The 1,694-nt window shown below is 72.4% G+C and carries 1 protein-coding gene, 1 pseudogene and 1 riboswitch; of the genes and pseudogenes, one reads left to right on the top strand and one right to left on the bottom strand.

What is annotated here, in order from left to right; all coding sequences use genetic code 11:
• Window positions 1-822, bottom strand: an 822-nt coding sequence (gene gcvT / locus H5J33_RS34290; protein WP_181798564.1) for a glycine cleavage system aminomethyltransferase GcvT, incomplete at its 3' end; no start/stop codon positions are given.
• 156 nt (window positions 823-978) lie between these two features.
• Window positions 979-1,083, bottom strand: a riboswitch (glycine riboswitch).
• A gap of 177 nt (window positions 1,084-1,260) precedes the next feature.
• On the opposite strand from gcvT, the pseudogene H5J33_RS34285 reads away from it, so the two are divergent.
• A pseudogene (locus tag H5J33_RS34285) lies at window positions 1,261-1,694 on the top strand (ATP-binding protein); the annotation flags it as partial.

The following is a 1,694-nucleotide window of genomic DNA, read 5'->3' as shown; positions in this document are numbered from 1 at the left end:
GCGGCCCACGAAGTCGCCCTCCTTGTCGAACTTGACCACGCGGCCCAGTCCGGCGTCGAAGGGGGTCAGGGAGGTGCTCAGCTCGTGCCCGTACAGCGGCATGCCCGCCTCCAGCCGCAGCGTGTCCCGGCAGGACAGCCCGCACGGGACCAGGCCGACGCCCTCGCCGGCCTCGGTGAGCGCCTGCCACAGGGCGACGGCGTGCTCCGGCCTCACGAACAGCTCGAAGCCGTCCTCGCCGGTGTACCCCGTGCGGGCGATCAGCGCCGGGACGCCGGCGACCGTGCCGGGCAGCCCGGCGTAGTACTTCAGGCCGTCCAGGTCGGCGTCGGTGAGCGACTTCAGGATGCCGGGGGACTCGGGGCCCTGCACCGCGATCAGCGCGTAGGCGTCCCGGTCGTCGCGGACGTCGGCGGTGAAGCCGGCCTTGCGCTCGGTCAGGGCGTCCAGCACCACCTGGGCGTTGGAGGCGTTGGCGACGACCATGTACTCGGTCTCGGCCAGCCGGTAGACGATCAGATCGTCCAGGATGCCGCCGTCGGCCTGGCAGATCATGGTGTAGCGGGCGCGGCCGACGCCGACGGAGGCGATGTTGCCGACCAGGGCGTGGTTCAGGAAGGCGGCGGCCTCGGCGCCGGTCACGGTGATCTCGCCCATGTGGGAGAGGTCGAACAGACCGGCCCGGGTGCGCACGGCGATGTGCTCGTCGCGCTCGGAGCCGTAGCGCAGGGGCATGTCCCAGCCGGCGAAGTCGGTCATCGTCGCGCCCAGCGAGCGGTGCACGGCGTCGAGCGCGGTATGACGGAGTTCGGTACTGCTCATCGGTCGGTCGTCTCCCAGGGCAAAGGACGGGCGAGGAACGTTCCTCCCCATCTGTCATCGGAACCTGAGAGGTTCGCCGCCACCGCCACGGGGACGATCACGGCTTGCACCTTGGGTGGAGCCGCCGGTGGAGGGCGGCCCGCTTTTCAGATGTGCCTCGCCCGCGCGGTAACGGGGCCTGAGAGATTCAAGGGAGGGACTTGCTCCTTCGGCGCCCCAGGCGGCCCCGAGGGGGCCCGGGGACTCTCCCGCGCGGATTCAAACGGCCGGTATGCAGTTGGCGGGCTCATCATTGCACGCCACACCCCGGCCATCCAGAGCGTGCCGTTCGTGACCGGTCCGTGGCCGTACCCGCACCAACCGCCGACCGTTCTCCATTACCTTCCCTTTACAGAGAACGGGCATGGGACCGACCGAGCCCCCGGGAGGACGATCACGGTGAACAGGACCTCGGCCCACACCGCCCACGCCGGCCTCACGGTGCCGGGACAGCCCTCCCCGGCGGTCCGCGAGCGCGGCGCGGACCGCCCCGCGCCGGTCGTCCGCGACCTGCGCGACCGGGCCGGCCGCAGCCCGCACGCCCTGCTCTTCGGCCCCCGGGACGTGGTCGTCGTCACCGGCCTGCCCGGCAGCGGCAAGTCCACCCTGATGCACCGCGCGGTCACCGGCCGCCGCGTCGACTCCCAGGACACCCGGGACCGCTGGCAGGCCCGTGTCCCCGGCTTCCTGCCGTACGCGCTCTACCGCCCCCTGGTCCGCCTCGCCCACTACGCCGGACTGCGCCGCGCCCTGCGCACCGGGGAGGGGCTCGTCGTGCACGACTGCGGCACCCAGCCGCCTTCAATCCCGGTCTGCCGCCCGCCGAACCGTTC

It is taken from the genome of Streptomyces sp. WELS2, assembly GCF_013870595.1.
GTDB lineage: Bacteria > Actinomycetota > Actinomycetes > Streptomycetales > Streptomycetaceae > Streptomyces.
The sequence above is the reverse complement of the archived record's forward strand: the minus strand, read 5'-3'. Positions and strand labels throughout refer to the sequence as shown.